Here is a 25,635-nt window from a genome sequence, read left to right on the forward strand (position 1 = left end):
GCGACTTGCCTACTTACTTCACCTCGATCGTGCGACCCGATTCGCCGGGGAAACCGGTGAAGAGTGCTGACGCGAGCCGCTGCGCGATCGAGGCGCTGTCCGCGGTCGGGGCGCTGGTGTCGGTCAGCGATTGCGCCTGGCCTTCCCAGATCGCGTCGGGACCCTTGCGGATGCGCACCGACAGCTCGGTCACCACGCCTTCGCCGCCGCCACCGCCACCGACCGGGAAGCCGACGCCCGCGCCGACCCCGCCACCGCTGCGCCAGCCGCCGCTACCGACGCCGCCGCCCAGCCCGATCGAGATCGGTGAACGCCGGCGCGGTAGCGATTGCGGTGCGCGCGTGAAGCCGACCGTCGCGATATATTGCGCGGTCGCGCCCGGCGCGGGATTGGTGAAGCCCTGGCGCAACAACTCGCTCTGCACTGCCGCGGCATAGGTCTTGTATTCGATGCTCGGCGACGTGGGTCCGGCCAGCGGCTCGACCGCGATCGTCCCGCGCTGCGTCACCGGGTCATAATGGAACCGCGTCGCCGACACGGGAAAACGCTGCGGCCCCGTGGCACAGGCCGATACCATGACGGTTGCTGCGAGGGCGGCGAGGGGTAGGGCGCGCATAAGGCCTTCACTCCTGGAAAGGGTCGTTTCGATATTGTAACGCCGCAACCGCGCACAGGCTCCCGACCGGTGCATCGCGGGGGATGCACGGGTGCAACAGCCGCGCGGTTGACTTCGCGGGCCGGGTTCACTAGGCGGCGCGCTTTCCTGCTTTCACTCGAACACGACCCGTAAAGGCGCACCATGAAGATCCGCAACAGCTTGAAGTCGCTCAAGGACCGGCACCGCGACAACCGCGTGATCCGTCGCCGCGGCCGTACCTACGTCATCAACAAGACCAACCGCCGCTTCAAGGCACGCCAGGGCTGATTCGCCCCGCAGGTTGATCCAGGGTCATGCCCGTCACGTCGGTGATCTTCGATGTCGGGCATGTCCTCTACGACTGGGACCCGCGCGTCCTGTACGAGCGCTTGTTCGACGACGAACGGGCGCTCGACGTGTTCCTGCGCGACGTCGCGACACGCGAATGGCATTTCCAGCATGATGCGGGACGCCCGTTCGCCGAAACCTCGGCCGAACTGATCGCGCAATATCCCGAGCACGCGGCGATGATCCGCGCCTGGGGACCGCGCTTTTCCGAACAGATCCCGGGTCCGATCGCGGGCATGCCGGCAATCGTCGACGAGCTTGACGCGACCGGTGTACCGCTGTTCGCGATCACCAATTTCTCCGGCGAGTTCTTCGCACCCTTCCGTGCGCGCGAGGCGGCGATGTTCGATCGTTTCCGCGACATCGTCGTCTCGGGCGACGAGAAGCTGGTGAAGCCCGACGCCGCTATCTATCACCTTGCGCTCCGCCGGTTCGGCGTCGCGGCGGGCGAGACGATCTTCGTCGACGACAATACCGCGAACATCGCCGGCGCGCGCGCGCTCGGCATCCGCGCGCATCATTTCCACGACGCCGCGACCTTGCGCGCCGAGCTGACCGAACTGGGGCTATTGCGCTGAGCCAGCCCGCGGCGACGGCGGGCGCCGCGCACGTGCCGCTGCGCCACCTGCTGCTCGGCCTCGCGGTCGTGATCGTGTGGGGCACGAATTTCGTCGTCATCCGCGTCGCGCTCGAGCAATTACCGCCGCTCGCCTTCGCCGCGCTGCGCTTCACGCTCGCGTTCCTGCCCGCTGCCCTGTTCATCCGGCGCCCGCGCGTGCGCTGGCGTGATCTGGCGAGTTACGGTGTCCTGATCGGGGCGGGGCAGTTCGGACTGCTGTTCATCGCGATGGACGGTTTGATCTCGCCCGGCCTCGCGAGCCTCGTCGTCCAATCGCAGGTGTTCTTCACCATCGCGCTCGCGATGGCGCTGCGTGGCGAGCGCGTGAAGCCGGTGCAGGTGCTGGCGCTCGTCATGGCGACCGCGGGGATCGGTGTGATCGTCGCGCACGGGGGCGGGGCAGCGACGCCGCTCGGGCTCGCGCTCGTCATCGCTGCCGCGCTCAGCTGGGCGGGCGGCAATCACGTCGCGAAGGCGAGCGGGGTGACCGACATGCTCGCCTTCGTCGTCTGGTCGAGCATGTTCGCGGTGCCGCCGCTGCTGCTCGCGGCGCTGCTGCTGGAGGGATGGTACCCGATCGCGACCGCGCTGGCACACGCGACGCCCGCGACCTGGGGCGCCGTAGTGTGGCAATCGCTCGGCAACTCGTTGTTCGGCTATGCCGCCTGGGGCTGGCTGCTGGCGCGGCATCCCGCAGCGACGATCACGCCGATGGCGATGCTGGTGCCGGTGTTCGGCATGGGCGCGAGCGCGCTGTTGCTGGGCGAGCCGCTGCCGGGGTGGAAGCTTGGGGCCGGCGCGCTCGTCCTCGGTGGGCTCGCGCTCAACATCCTGTGGCCACTCGCGGGGCGCATCGCGTGGCGGCGCGGGGCGGGAGCGTAACGCGGCGGCGCCGACTTATTCGACCGAAGTCACCTCGATCGCATCGTCGCGGCCGTTGAACGCGACCAGCTCGCCCGCCTCCGCGCCCATCAATGCGCGCGCGAGCGGGGCGGAAAAGGCGATCGTCCCCGCCGCCGGGTCGGCCTCGTCGTCGCCGACCAGTGTCACCTGGCGCTCCCGGCCGAGAAGCACGAAGGTGACGCGATTGCCGAACCCGACCGCCCCGTCGTCGCGCGGGCGCGTCTCGACCGCAGTCGCGCGCCGCGTCTGCCAGTAGCGCAGATCACGGCGCAGCTTCTTGACCGCCTCGACCTCCTCGGTCGCCGCAATCTCGGCTTCTAGTGCGGCGATCCGTTCCTCGATCAGCGCCCGCCCGCGCGCCGTGACCAGATTGGGCCCTGGCGGCAGCGGCAGCTCGAACGTCGGCTCGAGATGTTCGTCGTCGCTCTCGCGGCGAAACGCGACGCTCATCCGAGTTTGCCGAATTGCGCCTCGTACCCCGCGCGATCCCCTTGCGCGAGGAAACGCGCCTGCTCGCGCCAGCGGTCGCGCTCCATCCGTCCCTGGAACGCACCCAACTGCGCATCGAGGTCGGCCGCTTCCTGATCGTCGAGCCACGCGAGCTGATCGACCTGCGTGATGCCAAGCTCGCCCAGTCGCGTCGCGATCTTCGGGCCCAGCCCCTTCAATTGCGTGATCGAACCGCCACCCGGCGCCGGATCGGTACCGGCAGGGGCGGCGGCGATGTCGGCGGCCGCACTCGCGGGGGCGGCGTTGAGCGGCGCGGTGGCGGGAATCGGTTCGTCCGCCAGCGTCGGCTCCTTGGCGGCTTCGTCGCGCGGTGCCGCGGGCTCTGCGATCGCCGGCTTGATCGCGGGCTCCGCGACAGGCGTCTCGCGACGGTCGGTCGTCTGCTGTCCCTCGGGCGCCAGCGTCGAGGCGGCGGTCGACCGCGGCGCGTCGGCGAAGGAACCGCCACCGGCATCCAACTCGCGCTCCTCGACCCCGTCGTCGCGCAGCTCCTTGATCCGCGCTTCTTCTTCCTTCTCGGCCGCGCGGCGCGCGCTCTTCAGCCGCGCGCCCTTGATCATGCCCACGATCGTCAGCAGCGCGAGCAGCGCCACCAGTCCGAGCGCGACCAGCACAAGGAGGTTATCCTGCGAGAACGGTATCATCGAATAATTGCCCATAAGGCGAGAACGTAGAGCGCGCGCGGAGTGTCCTCAAGCGCGATGCGTGCTGTTGTCCTCGCGCGCGACCTCGCGCCAGCCGATGTCGCGGCGGCAGAAACCGGTCGGGAAATCGATGCGGTCGACCGCGGCATAGGCCGCCGCCTGCGCCGCGCGGACGCTGTCGCCCGTCGCGGTGACCGCGAGCACGCGCCCGCCGCTCGACACCAGTTCACCGTCCTGCATCCGCGTGCCCGCCTGGAACACGCGCGCGCCGCCCGCCTCGGCATGTGCGATGCCACCGATCGGGCCGCCGGTCTCGGGCGTGCCGGGATAGCCGCGCGCCGCCATCACGACCGTCAGCGCCACCTCGTCGCGGAACCGCGGCGTGGGCAGGTCGGCCAGCCGCCCCTCCGCCACCGCGAGCAGGACCTCGACCAGATCGCCGTCGAACCGCGCCATCAGCACCTGACATTCGGGATCGCCGAACCGGACGTTGTATTCGATCAGCTTGGGACCGTCCGCGGTCAGCATCAGCCCGGCGTAGAGCACGCCGACGTACGGACTGCCCGCCGCCGCCAGCGCGTCGATCGTCGGGCGGACGATCTCGCCCAGCGCGCGCTCCTCGTCCTCCGCCGACAGGCACGCGGCGGGGGAATAGGCGCCCATGCCGCCGGTGTTCGCACCCGTGTCGCCGTCGCCGACGCGCTTGTGGTCCTGGGCCGAGCCGAACGACGCGCTGCTGGTGCCGTCGCTCAGCACGAACAGGCTGGCTTCCTCGCCCTCCAGGAATTCCTCGATCACCGCCTCCGCGGGGCCGGACGCGAACAGATCGCGGATCGCCGCCTCGGCCTCGTCGCGCGACATCGCGACGGTCACGCCCTTGCCCGCGGCGAGGCCGTCGGCCTTGATGACGCAGCGGCACGTGCCGTCACCAGCGAAATCGTCGAGACAGGCGAGCGCGCCGTCGCGCGAGGTGACGCGGAAATAGCGTGCGGTGGGGATGCCGACGCGCGCGCACAAATCCTTGGTGAACCCCTTCGACCCTTCCAGCCGCGCGGCCTCGCGGCCCGGACCGAACACCGGCACGCCGATTGCGCGGACATTGTCGGCCAGCCCCTCGACCAGCGGCGCCTCGGGGCCGACCACGACCAGCCCGATCTGCTGCCGCCGCACGAAGTCGATCACCGCGCGGTGATCGGCGGGGTCGAGATCGACGATGGTCGCGTGGGCAGCGATCCCGGGGTTGCCCGGCGCGGCGAACAGCGTATCGAGGCGGGGTGACTGCGCCAGCCGCCACGCCAGCGCGTGCTCGCGGCCGCCCGACCCGATCAACAGGATATTCATGGCCGACCCCCTTTTCGATACGTCATCGGACGCTGCGGCAGGGCGGCTGGTAGCCGAGGCGGTCCCTGGCGACAATGCGATGGCGCTGTCGGTCGGCGAACTGTCGGGCCGGCTGAAGCGGATGGTCGAGGGCGAGTTCGGCTACGTCCGTCTGCGCGGCGAGATCTCGGGCTACAAGCGTGTCGCCTCCGGCCACTCGTATCTGGCGCTGAAGGACGACAGCGCGGTAATCGACGGCGTGATGTGGAAGGGCAACAGCGCATCGCTCGCCTTCCGTCCCGAGGACGGCGTCGAGGTGATCGCGACCGGGCGGCTGACGACCTATCCGGGGCGCTCCAAATACCAGATCATCATCGAGCGCATGGAGCTCGCCGGCGCGGGCGCGCTGATGGCGCTGCTCGAGCGCAACAAGGCGCGCTTCGACGCCGAGGGGCTGTTCGCAAAGTCGCGCGCGCGCCGGGCGCTGCCGTTCATGCCGCGCGTCATCGGCGTCGTCACCTCGGGCACCGGCGCGGTGATCCGCGACATCCTTCACCGGCTGGAGGACCGCTGCCCGACGCACGTCGTCGTCTGGCCGGTCAAGGTGCAGGGGCAGGGCGCGGCGGAGGAGATCGCCGCCGCGATCCGCGGGTTCGACGCACTGCCCAGGGGTGACGCCGCGACGTCGGACGTGCGCGGCACGTCGGCCGGGTCGCGGGATCAGGCTTCGCCGATCCCGCGACCGGACCTCGTCATCGTCGCGCGCGGCGGCGGGTCGATCGAAGATTTGTGGGCGTTCAACGAGGAACCCGTCGTTCGCGCGGTCGCCGCCTGCTCGATCCCGATCATTTCCGCGGTCGGGCACGAAACCGACACGACCTTGTGCGACCATGCCGCCGATCTGCGCGCGCCCACCCCCACCGCGGCGGCGGAGATCGCGGTGCCGGTGCTCGCCGACCTGCGCTACACGCTCGACGCGATGGGCGCGCGTACTGCACGCTGCGCCAACCGCCACGTCGAGCGCGGGCGTGAGCGACTGACCGCGCTCGCCCGGCTGCTGCCCTCGCGCGACCGCCTGCTCGGCCCCCAGCGACAGCGGATGGACGAGGCCGCGATCCGCGCCGATCGCGCGCTCGAACGCCGGGTGACGCGCGGTCGCGGCGCGCTCGACCGCGTCGCGGGCGCGATCCGTCCCGCGACGCTCGACCGCCGGCTCGAGGCGGCACGCCGCCGTCTCGCCGATGTCGGCCGGCTGGTGGAAAGCCTCAACCCCGACCGCATCCTCGAACGCGGCTACGCGCGCGTGACGACGCGCGACGGCGCGACGGTCACCACCGCCGCCGCGGCGCGCGAGGCGGGCGCGCTGACGCTCCGCTTCCGCCACAAGGAAGCCGTCGACGTGAACGTGACGGGGACGGGGCCGGTAACGGGCGGGGGGATGGTTGAGGAACCCTCGCCGCGCCCCCAGATCCGCCGCAAGCCGGCGGCCGACGCGCCGAAGCCCGACCAGCCGACCCTTCTCTGACGGAACACCCAGCGATGCTCATGTCGAACACCAACCGCCCCGCCAAGCTCCACTACATGGCCAACGGCTTTCGCGTGCTCAGCACCGGCGACCACGTCGTCTGCGCCGCCTCGGGCGTGCCGATCGCGCTCGACGACTTGCGCTACTGGGACGTCGCCGGCCAACGCCCCTTCGCGACCGCCGACCTCGCCAGCGCGGCGATGCGCCCGCGGTAGGGGTTAGCGCACCCGTTTGACCTTGATCGAGGTTCCCCCTGCGATTGATGCCTTATAAGAACCCAACGCGCCAGCCTTGATCGTGATAGCAGCGCCAACTTGCGGTTCGAAGCGGGGATTTTCCACGGTTTGCCATACCGACCCGTCCGCCAATGTGAGGTTGAAGCGTGAGTATTGCGCGCCTCCCACGCTCCGAATCGTCGACGTGAGCTCGCGAACGGCCGTCGCCTGATCGGCTGCATCGCCTAGTGCTGCCCCGTCCGATCCCAGACCAAAGCGGGCGCGACGGCGTTCGACGACCTTTGCCTTGTCAAGAACCAGAAGCGATCCGTCCTCTCGCGCGGTGAGAATTGCTTTAGCGGCGCGGTCAAAGCACGCGAGGCGTTTTGAATCCTCGGTGAGCGTGCGGCAGGCGTTCAGGGCGTCCATTGTTCGCGTGACGTCATCCCGCTGCTCGGCGGCGCAGACCGCGGTTTGTCCCATCACCGAACAAGCAATCGCCAGCCGAACGGCGGTTCCATAAGTCATCGATTTAAAGCTCCTTTTTCAAATTTAGCACAGCAAGACTGTCATAATAACACAAGGCGGTAATCAAATATGTGCTGTTTATGTGACAGCTTATACGAAAGTGATTAGTCGCTTTGCATCATCATTGTGATTGTTACCGGCGCACGTAAAACCGGATTATCCGGTAACTTGTCGTTGCCGTGACAATCCGATTCACCCAGCGCGGCAAGCTGGGGGGTCAAAAGGGGTAAAGACTAGATGACGGCTACATTCCGTACCCGCCTGCTCGCGTCGACGCTGCTGCTCGGAGCTGTATCGCTCTCGACGCCGGCTCTCGCGCAGAACAACGAGCCGACGCCCAACGCGAACGCGCAGGGCGAAGTCGGCATCGCGCCGGCTGCCGGCACGCCCAACACGCCGACTGCAGAGGGCGATATCGTCGTCACCGGCACGCTGATCCGCGATCCGAACGTCATCTCATCGTCGCCGGTGGGTGTGATCGGTCAAGAGGAGCTGCAGCTTCGCCAGACCAACGTCGCGGAAGAAGTGCTGCGCACCATCCCGGGCGTCGTTCCCAGCATCGGCAGTCAGGTCAACAACGGCAACGGCGGCGCGTCGTTCGTCAACCTTCGCGGCCTCGGTTCCAACCGAAATCTCGTCCTGCTTGACGGCTCGCGCATCGCACCTGCTGGTCTCGGCGGCCAGGTCGACCTCAACAACATTCCGCTCGCGCTCGTGGAGCGAGTCGACAACCTAACCGGTGGCGCAAGCTCGACCTACGGTGCGGACGCCGTCGCAGGCGTGATCAACTTCATCACCCGCAGCGACTTCACGGGTATGGAGCTCAACGCTTCCGAGCAGATCACTGAGCGGGGTGACGGTAACTTCTTCCGCGGCGATCTGACGCTCGGCGCAAATCTCGACGACGGCCGCGGCAACGTGGTGCTCAGCCTGGGTTACCAAGAATCGGATCCGGTATATTTCGGCGGCAACGATCGTCCGAATTCGCAAGTGACGCTTGAGTCGTACGATCGCACGTACACCGCTGGTCAAGGTTCGTCGACGACGACTCCGTCGCGCTTTGACATCGGTGGCGGGCGCCCTGCTCAACAGGTGTCGGCAGACGGCGCTGGCATTCAGAACTATTACGCACCGTTCAATTTCAACCCGGACAACGTGTTCCAGGTACCGTTTAAGCGCTACAACATGTACGGCGCGGGTCACTACGACGTTGCAGACAATATCACCGTCTACGCGCGCGGCTTGTTCTCCGACAACACGGTCACCACGATCATCGCGCCGTCGGGTGTGTTTGGTTCGGCGGTCTCGGTGCCGGTCAGCAACCCGTTCTTGAGCGCTGCGCAGCGCAATTACCTGTGCGCCAACGCGGACACGAATACGGCGGTTGCGGGCAACCAGACGCTAACGGCCGCGCAGTGCGCTGCCGCAGCCGTGGCGACCAGCCCGACTGATCCGAACTACCGCACGTTCAACTTCGGCCTGCGTCGTCGCACGGTCGAGGCGGGTCCGCGTACCAGCGCATACAACACCCAGATCTTCGATTTCCGCGGTGGTATTCGCGGTGACATCACCAGCGGCATCGGGTTCGACCTGTCGGGCTCCTATGGTCGCAGCCGCAACACCCAGAACATTGGTGGTTATGTGCTGCTGTCGCGCGCACGCCAGGCGCTGCTCGCTACCAACACCACCACCTGCTTGACCGACACCAACGGTTGCGTTCCGCTCAACGTCTTCGGTCCGGCAGGGTCGATCACGCAGCAGATGGCAAACTTCCTGACTGCGGCCAGCACCACTGTCGTTGAGACCACGCTCGGTCAGGCACGCGGTGTTATCAATGGTGACATCGGATTCGGCTCGCCGTTCAGCGACTCGCACATCAACATTGCGGTCGGTGCCGAGTATCGCAAGTATGGCGCACGCCAGCAGGCGGATACGCTCGCGCAGACTGCGGGTGAACTCGGCGGTGCCGGCGGCGCCGCACCCAACATCCGTGGTGGCTACGACGTGGTCGAGGGCTTCGGCGAAATCGTTGCCCCGCTGGTTACCGACCGCCCGTTCTTCCAGAACCTCCAGCTTGAAGCCGGCATTCGCCAGTCGCACTACAAGGTCGACGCGCAGGGCAACCCGACCTTCAACACCACGACATGGAAGGCCGGTGGCAGCTGGGCGCCGATCAGCGACCTGAAGTTGCGCGGTACCTACCAGCGTGCGGCGCGCGCGCCGAACATCGGTGAACTGTTCTCGCCAATCTCGACCGGGTTGACCAACCTGGGCGTTGATCCCTGCGCAGGCGCGAACCCCGTCAACAACGCCAACCTGCGTGCCGTGTGTCTCGCACAGGGTGCACCGGCCGCGACAATCGGCTTCATCAACAATCCGACCGGTGGCCAGGCGGCGGTGACCGGCGGCGGTAATCCGGCGCTTCGTCCGGAAATCGCCAAGTCGTACACCTTCGGTGCGGTGGTGACGCCGAGCTTCTTCCGTGGTTTCACCGCATCGGCCGACTATTACCATATCAAGGTAAGCGGTGCCGTCAGCAGTCCGACCCCGGCCGATCTGATCGCGGCATGCTTCGGCTCGTCGCCGACGAACCCGCCCGCCAATGCAGCAACGAGCGCAGCCTGCACCGTTATCGGACGTAACCCGATCACGGGCGGCCTCGATGGCGATCCCGCAACGACCACTGGTCTGTTTTCGCCGCTGTCGAACCTGGGTACGATCCTGACCTCGGGCATCGACGTCAACGTCAGCTACCGGACCCGTCTGGGTCAGCTGTTTGGCGAAGACGCAGCGCTGAACCTCAGCTTCGTGGGCAACTGGACCGAACAGTCCAAGTTCCAGGCGACCCCGACCTCGCTGAACCGCGAGTGCACCGGTTATTACAGCGTCAACTGCGGTTCACTACAGCCGGAGTTCTCGTTCAATCAGCGCACCACCTTGTCGCTTGGTCGGGCGGACATCTCGCTGCTGTGGCGCTTCATCAGCCCGATGCGCCTCGAGCCGCAACAGCTCGCCGACGACATCGCAGCGGCGGAAGCGGCGAACCGGAACGCAGCGGGGGTGCTGCTGCCGGTGGCGCAGCAAGGTTGCCCGAACTACACGACCGACGCTGGTGACGCGGTTGCCAATGGCGGTGGTGCATGCTTGATCGACTCGCCGTTCCGCCGGATTGGCGCGCGTCATTATTTCGATCTTGCCACGCGCTTCTCGGCATCTGACACGCTCGAATTCACCATCACGGTGCAGAACCTGCTCGACAAGAGCCCGCCGACCGTGGGCGGTACGGTCGGTTCGACGACCTACAACGGCGGAAACACCTTCCCGTCGACCTACGACCCGCTCGGTCGTAAGTTCGCCGTGGGTGCCCGTCTTAAATTCTAATTCGCGAACATTATTGGTGGAGAAGGGCGCGCCGCAAGGTGCGCCCTTTTTCGTTCGGCGGCCGAAAACGAAATCCCCGTGAAAGCTATAGTGCTTTGGCGCGCTTTGGCGGGCGTCAGAGCGACAGATGCAAAGCGGCGGGTGGGGCGATTGCGACCCCAGCCGCCTCCGCTACGGCGTGCGCCCAGACGACTACCTTCTCGATCTCGTCGCGGTGGAGCGCCAGACCATCTGCTTGATCTTGGCTGCGGCGGCCGACCTCGAATGCCGCGCCGGTCTTCGCGTCACGGGTGAAATTATCAGCAACGAGTGCGGCCACACTCTTTTCTTCAAGCCGTAGCCCGAACAGCTTCGCGACGGCATCGATGCTCCGCGCGGGTTGCGAAACGAGTACCTCACTACTTAGCAGTCGAACACGATGTGGCATCGCGGTCGCCAGTCGTGTAAATAACGCTTGTTGCGCCAACCATCCGACCGCCGCCGCTTGCAGGTCGGTATGCAGCAAATAGTCTCCGGGCGAGAAACCCAGATCGACAATGCCGTCTGCGAGTTGCTTTTTCAGCAAGTCTCGCACCCACAAGCGGCCCCACATGCCTTTGCGAGCGATGGAAGCGACGAACACGGGAAGTGGTGCGTACATCAGCAACGCATGAGCGTCGGTTCGTAATGACAGCATTCCCCCGATCAGTGCGTTCACCACGTTCGAGGGTTTGACGATGACGCTTTCTGCATCCTCGAACGGTCGGGCGAGGAGCGCTAGAGACTGATCCAGTACGGGGCGGATTTGCGCGGGTGTGGCGCCGCGATGCCGCCACCCCACCATGTCGTTCAATACCTGCGGTTCTTTCAACGTCGTCGCAACACCTGGAACGTCGAGCGAGCGCGCCAACAATGTTGAGCAGCAATAAGCCGAGTGAAAGATGAAGTGCATTGGTGCAGTCGAACACGCGGGAAGATCGGCACGACGGAATGCACGTAAAGAGGGCGTGCCGAGATGTTCGTCGACCAGGAATGGAATGCCGGCGCGAGTTGCCCGGTCTACCTGTATCATTTGAAAAGCGTCGCGCGGCGCATCGTAGCGATGCACGAGCCACTCTGCCTGTGAAATGGTCGAACGCACGAATTGGTCGAGATTGGTAGTCATGAGGAAATAGGTAGCCGGCAAGAATGCCGAAAGCGATCGTTTGCACAGATCAATCCGATCCGGCATATTACCGCAATGGCCACACATCGGATCGCCGAGCCTGACATTGCCGGCATGCTTCGCACCGCCGCTGCCGCTCAGCGGTCGGGTAACATGTCACAAGCGACGACGCTGTACTGGCGCGTCCTGGAATTGGCACCGGATCAACCCATCGCGCTCAATGCACTCGGTATGATTGCATTATCCCAAAACGATGCCGCCGCAGTCGACTGGTTTGAACGAGCGATCATTGCCGATCCCCAGGCGGTCCCACTCCACCTGAATCTCGCGACCGCGCATCGAAAAAACGGCGATGAGCAGGGTGAGCAACGAGCCCTAGAAGCGACGCTGGCACTTGATCAACGCAACATCATGGCCAACTTCCGCCTCGCGGAACTTCTGGATCGCTCCGGGCGGGAGGCGGCCGCAATCACCCGATGGCACGGGCTCTCGCTGATGCTTGGCTCAATCAAACCGCGGTCACCTCAGCTTGATGACATATTGGCAAAGGCACGTCAGCGCCTAGCCGGCCAAAGCGCAAGGCTTGGCACATTGATTGACAGGGCATTATCTGCGCAGCGCGACGGTGCAACGGCGAGCGAGCAGAGGCGCGTCGACGCCTGTGTTGATGCGATGCTCGGTCGGCGGCGCATTTACAACAATGAATGCCACGGGCTGCACTTCCCGTTTCTACCCGCCGACGAGTTTTTCGATCGAGCTAACTTTCCATGGATGCCCGCGATCGAGGCTGAAACCGACGCTATTCGTGCGGAGCTGGAAACACTGCTTGCTGCGCCCGACTCTGGCTTTGCCCCGTATGTCGACATGGCGCCTGGCAGCCCTGTGGGACGCTGGACACCGCTTGATGGATCACCGCAGTGGAGCGCACGTTACTTGTGGCGTTATGGGCAGCGTGACGATGAGGTTTGTGCCCGGTGCCCCCGAACTGCGGCAGCGTTGGAGGCTGTTCCGCGTGCCGAACTCTACCAGAAGGCGCCCACAGCCTTCTTCTCAGTTCTGAAACCTGGAACGCGCCTGCCGCCACATAGTGGGGTCAGTAACGTTCGCGCTATTGTTCACCTGCCGTTGATCGTGCCGGACCGATGCGGCCTGCGTGTAGGTGGAGAAACCCGCGAGTGGCAAGTTGGCACCGCAATGGCGTTCGACGATACGATCGAGCACGAAGCATGGAACGAGAGCGAAGAAGTCCGTGCGGTGCTTATCTTCGATGTTTGGAACCCCCATCTGACCCCGTTGGAACGCGACATGATAAGACGATTGTTCGAAACGATCGGCGAACAGATGCCGAGCGTGAGCGATTGATCCCCATCGTAAATGATAGCAGTTGCCGCCGAGCTGGATTTGCATATCGTTCGCCTGAGAACATGACCCCAGGGGGAGTGAGTGATGTACGCACGGGTTCTCGTGTCAGCGACGCTTTTGGTTTCTGCACTACCGGCGGGAGCACAGGATAACGTCCCGCAGATGCGGCGCGATCAGGACCGGATCATGTTCAGTTCTTATCCCCCGGATGCGCTTGCACGGAAGGAAGAGGGAACCGTGGGGGTCGCTGTGCACACCGACCGGAACGGTAAGATGATTGACTGCGAAGTCACAAAATCAAGCGGGTTTCCGTCGCTCGATCGGGCAAGTTGCGCGATGCTGTTGGCTTACGGCCGAACCAAGCCTTTTCTTTCCGCGGATGGTCGTCGAGTACAACACGCGCAGGACGGCACGGTCGTCTGGCGTCTCCCGAGTGGTCGCGGAGCGCCCGCCGAGGCGGTAACTGCGAGTGCCACAACACCAATCGCTAGTGGCAAATCCACTGGTGGCAAGACGGGCGAGCGGATGATCTGTAAGCGTCAGTCGACCACTGGTTCGCTGGTCACCGCGACACGAGTTTGTTTGTCAAAATCTGACTGGGATCGGGAGCTGGCCGCAACGCAGCAGCAATTGCGTGAATATAAACCAGGCTTCCAAAACTATGAATGATAGCGCCGTCCTCATTGGTCCTGTGACTATCCGTTGTCCACCACTCTTCCTTGATAATCGTCGATCGAAGTGAAGATGTCGGTGAGCGCTACGCGTTCTTCAATCGAGATGTCCGGTCGCCAGATTTCGAATAGCAAGACGACGCGGGTCGCGTTGCCGTTGTTCCACGCTTCATGTTCGATTGAATCGTCAAAGATCAGCGTTCGCCCCTCTTCCCACGTGCGTTGATGCGCACCGACGCGCAGCATGCAGTCGGGCGGTGCGATCAGCGGGACGTGACAGATCAATCGCGTGTTCAACAAGCCATGATGTGGGCGAATGTGTGTGCCGGGTCGGAGGAGTGAAAACAGCGCCATCGGAGAACGTTTGGCAATAATCGGCATCGGCGCATGCGCGAGCGCTTGCATCGTCGCAGGACAGCGCGACGCATTCGGCTCGACCGGAGCGCCGCCTTGCCAAAGGTACAATGCGCTCCAGCTTGGGTCGTCGAGCAACGGATTGGCAGGCGGCGGACTGCCATTCTGCGTCTGAACATATGGTGAGAAGGACCCGCTAGTTGCCATCATTGCGGCGACTTCGCGCTGCATCTCTGGCACCAGCGCCTCGGCTGCCGGTATCCATTCGAACTCTTCGCGCTCAAAGAACGCGCGCTGCGCCAGCCCCGGAAAATAGAACATCGATGGCTGCTGAGCGTATATGTCATGCCGCCCCATCAGCAGGTCCAATGCCTCGCGTAGACGTGCCCCGCTTGGGCCGGCTGCCAAGCCGTTGGCACTGATCGCCTGATCTAGGTGAGCGGCGAAGCGCTGACTCGCTGCGGTGACAAACGTCTGCGCGACGTGCAGACGCTGCGATAGCGCGGATGGTGCGCGGAAGCCTGGCTGAGCCGCAACATTCAATGCCGCCCGGTAAAATGTCAGCGCGCCCCGTTCATCCCCCAGTTGTTCTTTCAATGCTGCCGTTACCAGCAGGGTCGGCAGATCGCGCGGTGTCATTTGCAACTGCCGCTCGAACGCGTCGATTGCACCCGGCGTGTCACCTAGCGCCTGTTCGATCTGGCCAATGATCAACCAAGGCGTTGCGGGATTGATCGCCCCACGAAGCGCATCGACGCGCTGCCGAGCCGTTACTCGGTCGCCGCGTTGCAAGGCTGTGATGGCCTCACGTGCCCACTGATCGGTCAAGTGTCCATGATCCGTTGCCGCTGTGTCGCCACGCTACTGGGCGACACAGCGATGCACAACGTTTAGACGCGCCCCATCACCCCGCCGACAAAGCCAGCCGCCCATCACCTTCGTCGACGTGGACGGTCGCGCCGTCCTTCACTTCCCCACGCAGGATCAGGTCGGCGAGCGGGTCCTGCAGGTAACGCTGAACCGCGCGTTTGAGCGGCCTTGCGCCATAGACCGGATCGTAACCGACGCGGCCCAGCCACGCGCGCGCGGCGTCGGTCAGGTCGAGCGTCACCTTGCGATCGGCGAGCAGCTTGCCGACACGCGACACCTGGATGTCGACGATCGGTCCCATGTGCGCCTGACCCAGCCGGTGGAACAGGATGATCTCGTCCAGCCGGTTGAGGAATTCCGGCCGGAAGTGCGCGCGCACGACGTCCATCACCTGCGGCTCGACGCTCTCGACCGCGGCGTCCTCGGGCATGTTGGCGAGGAATTGCGATCCGAGATTCGAGGTCAGGATGATCAGCGTGTTGCTGAAATCGACCGTACGGCCCTGACCATCGGTCAGCCGACCGTCGTCGAGGACTTGCAGCAGCACGTTGAAGACGTCGCCGTGTGCCTTTTCGACCTCGTCGAACAACACGACCTGATACGGCCGCCGCCTGACCGCCTCGGTCAGCACGCCGCCTTCCTCGTATCCGACATAGCCCGGGGGGGCACCGATCAGCCGCGACACCGCGTGCTTTTCCATGAACTCGCTCATGTCGATCCGCACCATCGCGTTCGGATCGTCGAAGAGGAATTCGGCGAGGCTTTTGGTCAGCTCGGTCTTGCCGACGCCGGTCGGCCCCAGGAACAGGAAGGAGCCGAGTGGGCGGTTGGGATCCTGCAATCCGGCGCGCGCGCGGCGCACCGCGGTGGAGACGGCGCGCACCGCGTCGGCCTGACCGATCACGCGCTTGCCCAGAACCTCCTCCATGCGCAGCAGCTTCTCGCGCTCGCCCGCCAGCATCCGCTCGACCGGCACTCCGGTCCAGCGGCTGACGACACCGGCGATATCATCGGCGGTCACTTCCTCGCGCAGCATCGCGCCCTGCGTCGTCGCCTGCGCCTCCGCGAGCTGCCGCTCGAGCGCGGGGATGCGCCCGTAGGACAGCTCGCCCGCCTTCGCCAGGTCACCCTGGCGCTGCGCCTGTTCGAGCTCCAACCGCGCGGCATCGAGCTGTTCCTTCAGCTTCGCCTCGCCCGCGATCTTGTCCTTTTCCGCCTGCCAGCGAGTCGTCAGCTCGGCCGACTGTTGTTCGAGATTGGCGAGCTCCTCCTCGAGATTGGCGAAGCGGTCGCGCGATGCCTCGTCCGATTCGCGGCGCAGCCCCTCGCGCTCGATCTTCAGGCGCAGGATGCGGCGATCGAGCGACTCAATCTCCTCGGGCTTCGACTCCACCTCCATCCGGATCCGGCTGGCGGCCTCGTCCATCAGGTCGATCGCCTTGTCGGGCAGGAAACGGTCGGTGATGTAACGGTTCGACAGCGTCGCGGCCGAAACGAGCGCACCGTCGGTGATGCGCACGCCGTGGTGCATCTCGTACTTGTCCTTCAATCCACGCAGGATCGAGATCGTATCCTCGACCGTCGGCTCGCCGACGAAGACGGGCTGGAAACGCCGCTGGAGTGCAGGGTCCTTTTCGACGTGCTTGCGATATTCGTCGAGCGTGGTTGCGCCGACGCAGTGGAGCTCTCCGCGCGCGAGCGCGGGTTTCAGGAGGTTGCCCGCGTCCATCGCGCCCTCCGACTTGCCCGCGCCAATCAGCGTGTGCATCTCGTCGATGAACAGGATGATGTCGCCCTCGGCCTGGCGCACCTCGTCGAGCACGCCCTTCAACCGCTCCTCGAACTCGCCGCGGTATTTCGCGCCCGCGATCAGTGCGCCCATGTCGAGCGCCATCAGGCGGCGGTCCTTGAGCGTGTCGGGCACGTCGCCGTTGGCGATGCGCAGCGCGAGCCCTTCCGCGATCGCGGTCTTGCCGACGCCGGGTTCGCCGATCAGCGCGGGGTTGTTCTTCGTGCGGCGCGCGAGGATCTGGATCGTGCGGCGGATTTCCTCGTCGCGGCCGATCACCGGGTCGAGCTTGCCGTCACGCGCCGCCTGCGTCAGGTCGCGCGCGAATTTCTTGAGCGCGTCGTAACGGTCCTCCGCGCTCTGCGTGTCGGCGGTACGGCCGCCGCGCAGCTCGTTGATTGCGCTGTTGAGCGCGTCGGCGCGGACACCCGCGGCCTGTAGCGCCTTGCCCGCCGCGGTGTTAAGCGACAGCGCGAGCGCGACCAGCATCCGCTCGACCGTGACATAGCTATCGCCCGCTTTTTTCGCGATCTCCTCGGCCTGGTCGAGCACGCGCACGGTGTCAGTGCCGAGCCCCGGCGGGGTCTGCGCGCCCGAGCCGCTGACCGCGGGGATGCGCGCGAGCGCAGCGTCGGTGTCGGCAGTCGCGCGGCGCGCGTCACCGCCGGCGCGTGCGATCAGCCCGGCGGCCATGCCCTGCTCATCCTCGAGCAGCGCCTTCAACAGATGTTCGGGCGCGATCTGCTGATGGTTCATGCGGATCGCGACGGTGCGCGCGGACTGGAGGAAGCCCTGCGCGCGGTCGGTAAACTTGTCGAGGTTCATGAAAATCCCCTGCTGTATTGCCGACTAGATGGTGTGATATTCGGGCAACACAAGTGTGCACCTCAGGCGTCAATCCACGTCTTCTCGCGCAGGTTGAGATGGGTCAGCCGGCGTCGCGCGAGGCGTGGGCCGAGGAAACGATAGAAATACCAATCCTTCGCCGCGTGCGGGGTGAAATGGTAGAGCAGCCGTTCGGCGAGCGTCCAGCGCACGCGGCGACGATCGGCGCGTCGGGGCGAGGGGATGCACCACAGATCATAAGGATAGGCCGCGTCGCCGTGGCGCAGCACGCGCTCCATGATCTCGTGATCCATCAGCACGTACGGCCAATGGTGGTGGGCATAGCCACCCGCGGCGACATAGGCCGCCGCGCGGAAACACTGGCCGTAGCCGCCGGTGTGCGTCTGCTTCGGCCATAGCCGGCTGACGCGCTGGTTGTGGCGGCGCTTGGCGAGTGCGGCCGGGCCGTCCGCGGGGTCGGTCACGTCGGTCGCCATCACCGCGGCGACGCGCGCGCCGCCCTCGACGAACGCCATCTGCGCGGTTGCAAGATAGTGCGGCGGGTAAAAGGTGTCGGCGTCGGTGAAGGCAACGAATTCCGTCGTGATGTGCGGGTTGGCGACCTCCAGCGCGTGAATCTTGCCGGGCTGTTCCGCGAACAGGTGGATCACCTCGACGTCACGCATCGCCGCCGCCTCTGCGCGCGCGAGCGCGGCCGAGCCGTCGCTCGACGCATTGTCGACCAGGATCAGGCGGAAGGGCTTGAGCGTCTGCGCATCGAGACTGCGCAGCGTCGCTGTGAGGTAGTCGGCCTCATTGTAATAAGCCATCACTACCGTCCACGCGCCTGTACGCTCGGGGGTCATCACGCATCTCCTCGCGCAAGTCGCAGCAGCGTCTCGCAGGCGGGCTCGCTCGATCGTAGCCCGTGCGTCGCCAGCGCGTGCGCGCGCGCCATCAATCCCATCGCCGCCAGTCGCGTCGGATCAGCGAGCAATGAGGCGACCTCCTTGCGGTAATTGCGGTTGGTCACGCGCAATCCGCAATTGGCCGGCAGCACGTCGGCGCTGATTCGGTCGGCGAAGGCGACCACCGGGCGCCCGCACGCCATCGCCTCGACAATCGCGCGCGGAAAATAATCGCGTCGTCCGGCATGAAAATAAAGCGCAGCCGAACTCAGCAGCGCGGGCACTGCGGCATTGGGGACGTGGCCGAGCCAGTCGATCTCGGGATAGCGCTTCGACAGCGCTTCCGCATCGGGTCCGCCGCCCGCAACCGCGACGCGGTGCTCGACCGAGAGTGCACCGACCTCGGAGAAGCTTTTCCACCGCGTCAGCCGGCTGACCGCGATCACGTCGCGGCGGCGCTCGCCCATCACGGGGCGGAAGCGTTCGGTGTCAATCGACTTGGGCAGCCGCTCCATCCGCGCATAGGGGATCGCCGCGCGCCACGGCACCCGCGGTCGCGCGAGCGTGCGTTCCTGCAGTTCCGATTCGGTGAAGACCATCGCGGCATGCGGGATCAGCCGGCTCCAATAGTCGCCGCCGATGATCACCGCGAACGCCCGCGCATCGGGTTTCAGCACACGGTCGAACAGACGATAGCCCGCGCCGCCGTTAGTGCCGATGACGACGAACAGGTCGGCGGTGTCGGTACGCGCGGCGTCGACCATCGCGTCGCTGTAGTGATCGCGCGATTTCGCACCACCGCCGTCGCGGGCGAACAGCCGCAGCGTATAGGGTGCGCCGACATCGGGATCGCAGCGCAGGATGCCGTTTTCGTGACCGACACCCCACAACTCGACATCCGCGCCGAGCGCCGATAGGAGCGCGGGCATCCGGCGGTCGCGGTTGTCCCATCGCAGCCATTCGGCCGGGTCGGCGACGCTGTGATACGTCGGGTAGGAAAGAACGAAGACGATGCGTGTCATGGCAAGGCGCGGCGGATACCAGCATGCTTCCGTGCTGCCTAGGACGATGGCGTGAAGCCCGCCGGCCAGCCGTTCGCGGACGAGGGGCCCCGCATCTCCTGCCTGATGGTTACCGCGGACCGGATGCACCTGGCCGAACGCTCGGTCGACTGCTTCCTCGCGCAGACCTATCCCAATCGTGAACTCGTCGTGGTCGACGACGGCACGCAGGATTACGCCCCGTTACTGGCGCGCGTGCCCGCCGACCGGCTGATCCACCATCGCCTGGTCAAGGATCCGGCCACGACGCTCGGTGCGCTGCGCAACCTGTCGCTCGATCTCGCGCGCGGTGACCTGATTGCGCAATGGGACGACGACGACTGGTTCGACCCCGAACGGCTGGCGCGGCAGATCGTGGTGCTGGGTAACAAGGCCGCGTGCTGGTGCCCGGTCGCGCTCATGCATCTGGCCGAGCCCGAGTGGGTCGAGCGGCCGTATATCGGCTGGTTCCAGGGCGGCGTGCCGAGCACGATCCTGCACCGCCGCCGCGACGACATCCGCTACCCGCTCGAACGCCGCGGCGAGGACAGTACCTACCGTGACGCGTGGCGGCCGCTCGGGTTCACGCTGCTGGATGCGGATGAGGCGGCGCTGCTGATCCGCTGCTTCCACGGCGGTAACACGTGGGAGCGCGCGCATTTCGAGAAGCGCATCGCGCTCACCCCGCGCGACCGCTTCGAATGGGGCGTCCGTCGCCTGCTCGGGCGGACCGCGGATTACTCGCGCTTTCGGCTGACGCCGAGGCAGCGGGCATCGTTCGACGCCTTTTTCGCGCACTCGCGCGCGCTCGGGCTGTTCTGATGACGCTCGTCGAGCGCGCGCGAGTCTGGGCGGGAACCGAGGATGCGAAACGCGTCGCGGTCGCGCTGCGCATCTTGTTCTTCGCCGCGATGTTCACCTGGCTGGTGCTCAAGGTGCGCGCGATCGGGTGGCGGCAGGTCGCGGGGTCGCTGCCGACCAACCCGCTGTTCTACATCCTGTTCTTCGTCAACTTCCTGATCCTGCCCGCGTCCGAGACGGTGATCTACCGCATCGTGTTTCGGCAAAGACTGCCGCGCGCCTTCCCGGTGCTGATCCGCAAGCGCGTCTACAACAGCACGCTGGTCGGCTATTCCGGCGAGCTGATGTTCGCGATCTGGCTGAAGCGCAGTTTCGGGTTGAAGACCAAGCGCATCCTCGTCGCGCTCAAAGACAATGCGATCCTGTCCGCGGTGTCCTCAGGGCTCGTCACCGCAGCGCTGCTGGTGCTGTTCGCCGCCACCGGCAATGCGCGGCGGATCATGGACTGGCTCCATCCCGGCCCCGCGCTGGTGGTCGCGGGCGTCCTCGCCGCCGTGTTCGTCGTGCCGGTGCTCTACCGGTTGCGGCGTCACCTGATCGCGCTGACGGGCGGGCAGGCGGTCAGCGTGCTCGGCATCCACGTCTCGCGCACGACAGTGGTGGTGCTGCTCCAGGCGACGCAATGGGCGGTAGTGCTGCCGGCCGAGCGCTGGTCGACCTGGCTCGTCTTTCTGACCGCGCAGATGGTGATCTCCCGCCTGCCGATCATTCCCAATCGCGATCTGCTGTTCCTGAGCGCGGGGCTGGAGATGAGCAACACGATCGCGGGGCCACGTGCGGCGATGGCGGGGCTGCTGCTCGCGGGCGGCGCGCTGACGCAGGCGATGAACCTCGGCTTCTTCATCATCACCTCGTTCATCGCGCAGCCGCCCAAGCTCGACGCGCGCGAGATGGAGGAGGTGGACGAGGCCGACGAGGACGCGCGGATCCCCGGTACGGCCTGATCGTCAGCGCGTCGTCGCGTCGATCTCCGCGCGCGACCATCCACCACCCATCGCCTGATAGAGTGCAACGAAGTTGGTCAGCCGGTCCGCCTGCGTCTGCGTCAGTGCGAGTTGCGCGGTCAGCAGGCTGCGTTGCGCGTCGAGTTGCTCGATATACGCCGAATAACCTGCGCGGTAGCGATTGGTCGCGTTCTCCAGCGCGCCGCGCGCGGCATTGGCCTGATCGGACAGATCCTGCGCCTGCTGCGCGATCCGCGCGTAGCCCGCGAGCGCGTCGTCGACTTCGCGAAACGCGGTCAGCGCGGTGCGGCGATAGGCGAACGCGGCCTGGTCGCGCCGCGCCACCGCGCCGCGTTCCTGCGCGCGCAACCGTCCGCCGTCGAAGATCGGCGACAGGATGCTCGCACCCAGCGAGAACACGCCGACCGGGTTCGACAGCGCGGTCGACAAGACCACGCCGGCCGAACCGGTGAGCGCCAGATTGGGCAGCATTGCCGCGCGCTGGCTGTCGAGCGAGCGGTCGGCGGCGACGAGCGTCTGCTCCGCCTGGAACACGTCCGGCCGGCGACGCAGCAGGTCGGCGGGCAGCCCGTCGGGGATCGGCGGCAGCAGCAGCCGGTCGAGCGGCAGTCCGCGCGCGATGCTACGCGGCGCGTCGCCGGTCAGCAGCGACAGCGCATTCTCCTGCCGGCTGATCGCGAGCTGCGCCTGCGGCACGAGCTGCGCCGTGGCAGCATATTCGGCCTGCGCCTGACGTAGTTCGAGCCGCGAGGAATAGCCCGTCTCGAACCGCCGCCGCGCGATCCGCAGCGCGTCGCTGCGCGCGGCCAGCGTACCGCGCGCGATCTCGAGCCGCTGGTCGAGCGCGCGCAGCGTGACATAGCCAGACGCCGTGCTGGCCGCGACGGCGAGCCTAACGGTATCGCGCGCGCCCTCGCTCGCCAGCAGTTGCGCGCGCGCGGCGCGGCTCGCCTGCTTCAATCGCCCGAACAGGTCGAGGTCGAAGCTGGCGGTGATCGCGGGCTGCGCACCGAATGCCCTGCTCGGCGTGCCGAACGGGCTCAACGTCTGCCCCTGCGTCTCGGGCACCTGCCCGCCGATTGTCGGCAGCAGTTGAGCGCGCGCGAGCGCCTGCGCCGCGCGGGCTTCCTCGACGCGACCGGCGGCGACCGCGATGTCGAGATTGTTGGCAAGCGCGCGCTCGACCAGCGCGGTCAGGTGCGCGTCGCCGAAGCTCATCCACCACGCCCCCGCGATCGGCACCCCCGGCGGGGTCTGTGTCCGCCACGAAGGCGGCGGCACGACTGCGGCGGCCGCGGGCGCATCGGCACGTTTGCCCGGCAGCGTGCAGCCGGCGAGCGCGATGGCGAGCGCGAGGGGGAGGGCGCGCGTCATTGCACTGCCGGCGCGCCGTCGACGTCGACGCGCGCCTGCACCGACATGCCAGGGCGCAACCGCTGCGCCAGCCGCTGACCCGGATCGATGCGGATGCGCACCGCGATCCGCTGCGGTACCTTGGTGAAATTGCCGGTCGCATTGTCGGATTTGAGCACCGCGAACTCGCTGCCCGCGGCGGGCGCGATACGCTCGACATGGCCGCGGATCCGCGCGTTGCCCAATGCGTCGACCGTGAAGCTCGCCGGCTGGCCGACCGCGATCCGCGCGGTCTGCGCTTCCTTGAAATTGGCGATCACCCAGACCTCGGGCGGGACGAGGAACATCAGCTGCGACCCCGCGGTCACATATTGCCCGACGCGCACGCCGACCTCCGACAGACGCCCGCGTTCCGGCGCGCGGATGAGGGTATTGGCAAGGTCGATGCGCGCGAGGCGAAGTTGCGCCTCCGCACCCGAGACGCCGGCCTGTTGCCCGCCGCGGCCGACCTCGACCGTGCGGATGTCCTGGCTCGCGATCTCGCGCGCCGCCTGCGCCTGCCGCACGCCTGCCTGAGCCTGCCGCAGCGCCGCGAGCGTCTGGTCGCGTTCGCGCAGCGATACCGAGCCGTCCTTCACCAGATCGTCGACGCGCGCCATGTCGGCCTGCGCGCGCATCAACTGCGCCTGCGCGTTCTCCACCGCCGCCTGTTGCGCGCCGAAGCTCGCCTGGCGGCTGGCCGCTTGCTGGCGCGAGTTGGCGAGCGTCGCCTGCGCCGCTTCGACCTGCGATGCCGCCGCCTCGACACGCTGCGCGTAGATGCGGCGATCGATCTCGACCAGCGGCTGCCCGGCCGCGACGTTGGCGAAATCGCGCACCAGCACGCGCGTGACATAACCCGACACCTGCGGGCTGATGATCGTCACGCGCCCGCGCACGTAAGCATTGTCGGTCGACTGGTCGTCGGGGTTGAACGGCCAGATTCGCCATGCCGCCAGCACCGCGGCGATGCCCGCGAGCGCCAGCACCGCGATCAGCACGATTGACCCGGTGGTGAGTTGCGGCGGGCGCCATCCCGACCCCTGCGGCGTCGCGGGCGCGGCGGCGGGCGAGGGGGCAGGCTCGGGCGTCGGCGCGCCGCCCTGTTCGGCGATCTTCTCCTCCGTCATCGGCGTCGGCGAAACGTTGGGGGAACGCGGGTCGGTCATGCGGGAACTCCGCGGCGCGCACGGATCGAGCGCCGCACCAGCAGGAAAAGGAGGTAGAGGAACGTCAACGCGGACAGCACCGCGACCAGTCGGAAGACGTCGTTGTACGCGAGCACGTTGGCCTCGCGCGTCGTCGCCTGTGACAGCAGGGCGGCACCCTCCGCGGTACGCAGCGTCGGGTCGCCGATGACGCGGCCGACGCCCGCGGCACCTGCCTGGATGCGCTGGGTCACGATCGGATCGGTCGGGTCGATCGTCTGGACCAGCGCGGCGCTGTTCGCCTTCTCGCGTACCACCTGGTACGTACTGAGCAGTGCCGCGCCGCCGAGCCCGCCGATCGAGTTGATGATCCCGAACAGCGCGATGAAGCTGATGATGTGCCCGCTTCCCGCCGCCAGCGCGCGCGTCATGCCGAACAGCAGCGCGGGGCCGAGGAAGAACGCGCCCGCGAACGCGATCACGGCCTGCGTCGTATAAAGCTGCGGCGCGCGCGTCAGGCTTGTCGAATGCGAGTCGATGAACGCCGCGATCGCGACCAGTCCGACCGCGAGCATGATCGGGTGCGCCAGTTTCTCGATGTTGAGCGTCATCGCGCTCGCCGCCACGCCCGCCGCGGTCGCGACCGTGAGGATCAGGAAGAACGGCATCAACTGGTCGTTGTTCTGCCCCAGCACGGTCAGCAGCCCCACCGCGCCGGTGTTCTGTTCCGACAACACGATCCGCGCCATGATCGTCACGATCGTGAAGCGCAGGATGTCCGCGCTCGCCAGCCAGCGCGTGTTGAGCAGCGGGTTGGCGCGGCCGTGTTCGATCACCAGCGCCGCGGCGAGCATCGGGATCGCGGCGATCAGCGCCCAGCCGATCCAGTTCGCCTGCGTCCACCAGTCGATCCGACCGAGCCCCAGCACCGCGGCGAACAGCGCCATTGAGCCCGCGAACAGCACGAAGGTGACGAAATCGAGCGGCTCGAACGCCTTGACCCGGTTGGTCGGCGGCAGGCGGAGCGCGATGACCGCGGCAAGGCTCATCGCGGCGAGCCCGAGCTCGAACAGATAGAGCGTGCGCCACTGGCTCATCGCCAGCAGTTCGGGGGAAAACAATCGCGCCATCGGCGTCGCGCATTGCGGGACGCCGATGCCGACCACCACCGCGCGCAGCCGCCACTTCGCCGGAAACGACTGCATCAGGTAATAGAGCGCGAGGCTGCTGATCGGCGCGCCCGCCATTCCGCTCGCCGCGCGCACCAGGATCGCCGAGGCGAAGTCGCGCACGAACAGGTGCGCGAACGTCAGGATCACGTACACTGCGAGAAAGATGATTGCGAACGGCCTGAGCCCGAATTCCTGCCGGAACTTGATCATCAGCAGGTTGATGCTGACGTTGGTCATCACGTAGACCGTCGGCAGCCACGCGATCTCGGCGGGATCGAGCCCGAGCGCGCCCTGGAGCGTGTAGGTGTTGGCGGTGATCAGCGCGTTGCCGAATCCCGCGGTCAGTCCGAGGAGCACGCCGATCAGCCCGTAGGCGATCTTGCGCCGGGTCGGATGGTCGGGCGATCCGGGCGAGCCGGGAAGCGCCGGCAGTTCGTGCGCGGCGAACGTCCATTGTTCTTCGCGGAGGAATTCGCGCACGCGCGCCATCACGGCCATGTTGCC

At 66.5% G+C, this 25,635-nt stretch carries 23 protein-coding genes; 10 read left to right on the forward strand and 13 right to left on the reverse strand.

Features of this window, described 5'->3' with window-relative positions:
• Positions 1-13: 13 nt before the first annotated feature.
• Positions 14-616 carry a hypothetical protein gene (locus KZ810_RS00740; protein WP_219767106.1) on the reverse strand — a complete coding sequence of 201 codons (603 nt, stop codon included), beginning with the start codon at positions 614-616 and terminating at the stop codon, positions 14-16.
• 183 nt (positions 617-799) lie between these two features.
• Between KZ810_RS00740 and ykgO the strand changes: the two genes are divergently transcribed.
• From ykgO to KZ810_RS00755, 3 genes are read left to right on the forward strand one after another with little or no spacing between them, the layout of a single operon-like run.
• Complete coding sequence (gene ykgO / locus KZ810_RS00745) at positions 800-925, forward strand: type B 50S ribosomal protein L36 (RefSeq protein ID WP_003046794.1); 126 nt, start codon at positions 800-802, stop codon at positions 923-925.
• Between the two features lie 26 nt (positions 926-951).
• The gene (locus tag KZ810_RS00750) at positions 952-1,563 is read left to right on the forward strand and encodes an HAD family hydrolase (RefSeq protein ID WP_219767107.1); all 612 of its coding nucleotides are present in this window, start codon (positions 952-954) and stop codon (positions 1,561-1,563) included.
• Positions 1,564-1,595: 32 nt separating this feature from the next.
• A complete protein-coding gene (locus KZ810_RS00755; RefSeq protein ID WP_219767108.1) occupies positions 1,596-2,486 on the forward strand; it encodes an EamA family transporter in 891 nt (296 codons plus the stop codon).
• A 15-nt stretch (positions 2,487-2,501) separates the two neighbouring features.
• Here the strand turns inward: KZ810_RS00755 and KZ810_RS00760 are convergent, their stop codons facing one another.
• The 3 genes from KZ810_RS00760 to purD are packed head-to-tail and all read right to left on the reverse strand — an operon-like array spanning position 2,502 to position 5,002.
• Entirely contained in the window at positions 2,502-2,957 is a 456-nt protein-coding gene (locus tag KZ810_RS00760) for a GreA/GreB family elongation factor (protein WP_219767109.1), read from the reverse strand.
• Positions 2,954-3,661 carry a helix-hairpin-helix domain-containing protein gene (locus KZ810_RS00765; protein ID WP_219767110.1) on the reverse strand — a complete coding sequence of 236 codons (708 nt, stop codon included), beginning with the start codon at positions 3,659-3,661 and terminating at the stop codon, positions 2,954-2,956. Before KZ810_RS00765 ends, KZ810_RS00760 begins: the two co-directional genes overlap by 4 nt.
• A 48-nt stretch (positions 3,662-3,709) precedes the next feature.
• Positions 3,710-5,002, reverse strand: coding sequence for a phosphoribosylamine--glycine ligase (gene purD, locus KZ810_RS00770; protein WP_219767111.1), 1,293 nt, complete (start codon positions 5,000-5,002; stop codon positions 3,710-3,712).
• On the opposite strand from purD, the gene xseA reads away from it, so the two are divergent.
• Entirely contained in the window at positions 5,001-6,506 is a 1,506-nt protein-coding gene (gene xseA, locus KZ810_RS00775) for an exodeoxyribonuclease VII large subunit (protein WP_219767112.1), read from the forward strand. The two genes, purD and xseA, sit on opposite strands and share 2 nt — an antisense overlap.
• 14 nt (positions 6,507-6,520) lie before the next feature.
• The gene (locus tag KZ810_RS00780; RefSeq protein WP_219767113.1) at positions 6,521-6,721 is read left to right on the forward strand and encodes a DUF2093 domain-containing protein; all 201 of its coding nucleotides are present in this window, start codon (positions 6,521-6,523) and stop codon (positions 6,719-6,721) included.
• Positions 6,722-6,724: 3 nt separating this feature from the next.
• On the opposite strand, the gene KZ810_RS00785 is transcribed toward KZ810_RS00780, so the two are convergent.
• Complete coding sequence (locus KZ810_RS00785) at positions 6,725-7,249, reverse strand: hypothetical protein (RefSeq protein ID WP_219767114.1); 525 nt, start codon at positions 7,247-7,249, stop codon at positions 6,725-6,727.
• Between the two features lie 237 nt (positions 7,250-7,486).
• Between KZ810_RS00785 and KZ810_RS00790 the strand changes: the two genes are divergently transcribed.
• The gene (locus KZ810_RS00790) at positions 7,487-10,630 is read left to right on the forward strand and encodes a TonB-dependent receptor domain-containing protein (protein WP_219767115.1); all 3,144 of its coding nucleotides are present in this window, start codon (positions 7,487-7,489) and stop codon (positions 10,628-10,630) included.
• Between the two features lie 115 nt (positions 10,631-10,745).
• Here KZ810_RS00790 and KZ810_RS00795 read toward each other — a convergent pair whose 3' ends face one another.
• On the reverse strand, positions 10,746-11,774 hold the full coding sequence (locus KZ810_RS00795; RefSeq protein ID WP_219767116.1) for a hypothetical protein: 1,029 nt from the start codon (positions 11,772-11,774) through the stop codon (positions 10,746-10,748).
• Between KZ810_RS00795 and KZ810_RS00800 the strand changes: the two genes are divergently transcribed.
• A complete protein-coding gene (locus KZ810_RS00800; protein ID WP_258044254.1) occupies positions 11,754-13,136 on the forward strand; it encodes an aspartyl/asparaginyl beta-hydroxylase domain-containing protein in 1,383 nt (460 codons plus the stop codon). The genes KZ810_RS00795 and KZ810_RS00800 overlap by 21 nt on opposite strands.
• Positions 13,137-13,220: 84 nt before the next feature.
• Positions 13,221-13,805: an energy transducer TonB gene (locus KZ810_RS00805; RefSeq protein ID WP_219767117.1), complete on the forward strand. Its 585-nt coding sequence runs from the start codon at positions 13,221-13,223 to the stop codon at positions 13,803-13,805.
• Positions 13,806-13,831: 26 nt separating this feature from the next.
• Here the strand turns inward: KZ810_RS00805 and KZ810_RS00810 are convergent, their stop codons facing one another.
• The 4 genes from KZ810_RS00810 to KZ810_RS00825 all read right to left on the reverse strand — a co-directional run bounded on the left by KZ810_RS00810 (position 13,832) and on the right by KZ810_RS00825 (position 19,575).
• Complete coding sequence (locus KZ810_RS00810; RefSeq protein WP_219767118.1) at positions 13,832-14,989, reverse strand: aspartyl/asparaginyl beta-hydroxylase domain-containing protein; 1,158 nt, start codon at positions 14,987-14,989, stop codon at positions 13,832-13,834.
• A 76-nt stretch (positions 14,990-15,065) separates the two neighbouring features.
• Positions 15,066-17,645 carry an ATP-dependent chaperone ClpB gene (clpB, locus tag KZ810_RS00815; RefSeq protein ID WP_219767119.1) on the reverse strand — a complete coding sequence of 860 codons (2,580 nt, stop codon included), beginning with the start codon at positions 17,643-17,645 and terminating at the stop codon, positions 15,066-15,068.
• Between the two features lie 62 nt (positions 17,646-17,707).
• On the reverse strand, positions 17,708-18,511 hold the full coding sequence (locus KZ810_RS00820; protein ID WP_219767120.1) for a glycosyltransferase family A protein: 804 nt from the start codon (positions 18,509-18,511) through the stop codon (positions 17,708-17,710).
• On the reverse strand, positions 18,511-19,575 hold the full coding sequence (locus KZ810_RS00825) for a glycosyltransferase (RefSeq protein WP_219767121.1): 1,065 nt from the start codon (positions 19,573-19,575) through the stop codon (positions 18,511-18,513). Before KZ810_RS00825 ends, KZ810_RS00820 begins: the two co-directional genes overlap by 1 nt.
• 51 nt (positions 19,576-19,626) lie before the next feature.
• Between KZ810_RS00825 and KZ810_RS00830 the strand changes: the two genes are divergently transcribed.
• Both KZ810_RS00830 and KZ810_RS00835 read left to right on the forward strand, forming a co-directional pair.
• On the forward strand, positions 19,627-20,415 hold the full coding sequence (locus KZ810_RS00830; protein ID WP_219767122.1) for a glycosyltransferase family A protein: 789 nt from the start codon (positions 19,627-19,629) through the stop codon (positions 20,413-20,415).
• Positions 20,415-21,398 carry a hypothetical protein gene (locus KZ810_RS00835; RefSeq protein ID WP_219767123.1) on the forward strand — a complete coding sequence of 328 codons (984 nt, stop codon included), beginning with the start codon at positions 20,415-20,417 and terminating at the stop codon, positions 21,396-21,398. Before KZ810_RS00830 ends, KZ810_RS00835 begins: the two co-directional genes overlap by 1 nt.
• Before the next feature lie 3 nt (positions 21,399-21,401).
• Here the strand turns inward: KZ810_RS00835 and KZ810_RS00840 are convergent, their stop codons facing one another.
• The 3 genes from KZ810_RS00840 to KZ810_RS00850 are packed head-to-tail and all read right to left on the reverse strand — an operon-like array spanning position 21,402 to position 25,629.
• The gene (locus KZ810_RS00840) at positions 21,402-22,793 is read right to left on the reverse strand and encodes an efflux transporter outer membrane subunit (RefSeq protein WP_219767124.1); all 1,392 of its coding nucleotides are present in this window, start codon (positions 22,791-22,793) and stop codon (positions 21,402-21,404) included.
• Positions 22,790-23,980 (reverse strand): HlyD family secretion protein, encoded by a 1,191-nt coding sequence (locus tag KZ810_RS00845; protein WP_219767125.1) that lies wholly within the window; start codon positions 23,978-23,980, stop codon positions 22,790-22,792. Before KZ810_RS00845 ends, KZ810_RS00840 begins: the two co-directional genes overlap by 4 nt.
• On the reverse strand, positions 23,977-25,629 hold the full coding sequence (locus KZ810_RS00850) for an MFS transporter (protein WP_219767126.1): 1,653 nt from the start codon (positions 25,627-25,629) through the stop codon (positions 23,977-23,979). Before KZ810_RS00850 ends, KZ810_RS00845 begins: the two co-directional genes overlap by 4 nt.
• Positions 25,630-25,635 lie beyond the last annotated feature (6 nt).

Source organism: Sphingomonas citricola (assembly GCF_019429535.1).
GTDB lineage: Bacteria > Pseudomonadota > Alphaproteobacteria > Sphingomonadales > Sphingomonadaceae > Sphingomonas > Sphingomonas citricola.